Here is a 733-nt window from a genome sequence, read left to right as displayed (position 1 = left end):
AGCTCCGGAGGAGCGACCTGTTAATTCTATTTAAATTTTATCGAACAAGAATGGTTTTTTATATAAAGTGTCAGATCCAAGGTTAATTCAAGACATTTATATGACTCTCAAACTCTCCTAAATCTATAACAACAATGCTGGTCATTATTTTCTATAAAGTGAAAGAAATATTATTCTAAAATATTATCTTTATATAAAGAATAGATTGTATGGAGAAGATCGTATTTGAAAAAAGTGATATCAGAGACTTTGTGAAAACTACCATAACAGAGAAAATTGAAAAGCTTAAAAACTTTATCGAATTTACCCTGGAAGCCAGCCGTGACATCAAAAAAACTCCGAAATATGACAGTATGAGAGAAGAAATGCAAGAGGAAATTTATCAGATGCAGCGACAACTAGGAGCTTTGAATGATCTTAAAAGAAATATGGCAAAAGTCCTGAATACGGCTACTGAAAGAGTACAGCTTGGTTCACTGGTCATTACCAATAAGGCAAGGTTTTATATTTCTGTGTCACTGGGAGAGTTCTTTTTTGAGGGAGACCGGTTCTACGCCATCTCTCCGGAAAGCCCCATGGCTAAAAAGATGATGGGTATGAAATCCGGTGATGAATTTACCTTAAACAAAATCCATCAGAAGGTGATAGAGGTTTTGTAAAAGTAAAAAGTAAAAAGTAAAAAGTAAAAAGTAAAAAGTAAAAAGTAAAAAGTAAAAAGTAAAAAGTAAAAAGT

Annotated in this window: 1 protein-coding gene; it reads left to right on the top strand. The window is 32.7% G+C overall.

Going from position 1 to position 733, the window contains the following annotated elements; translation table 11 throughout:
• Nucleotides 1–209: 209 nt before the first annotated feature.
• Complete coding sequence (locus tag NK356_RS24045; RefSeq protein ID WP_034698989.1) at nucleotides 210–659, top strand: hypothetical protein; 450 nt, start codon at nucleotides 210–212, stop codon at nucleotides 657–659.
• The last annotated feature ends 74 nt before the right edge of the window (nucleotides 660–733 follow it).

This window comes from Chryseobacterium sp. S0630, from assembly GCF_024158915.1.
GTDB lineage: Bacteria > Bacteroidota > Bacteroidia > Flavobacteriales > Weeksellaceae > Chryseobacterium.
Note: the sequence above shows the minus strand (reverse complement) of the source record. Positions and strands in the feature narration are given on the sequence as shown.

Excerpts from the sequence above, each read along its gene's own strand:
- NK356_RS24045 (WP_034698989.1), top strand. The coding sequence starts at position 210 with ATGGAGAAGATCGTATTTGAAAAAAGTGATATCAGAGACTTTGTGAAA.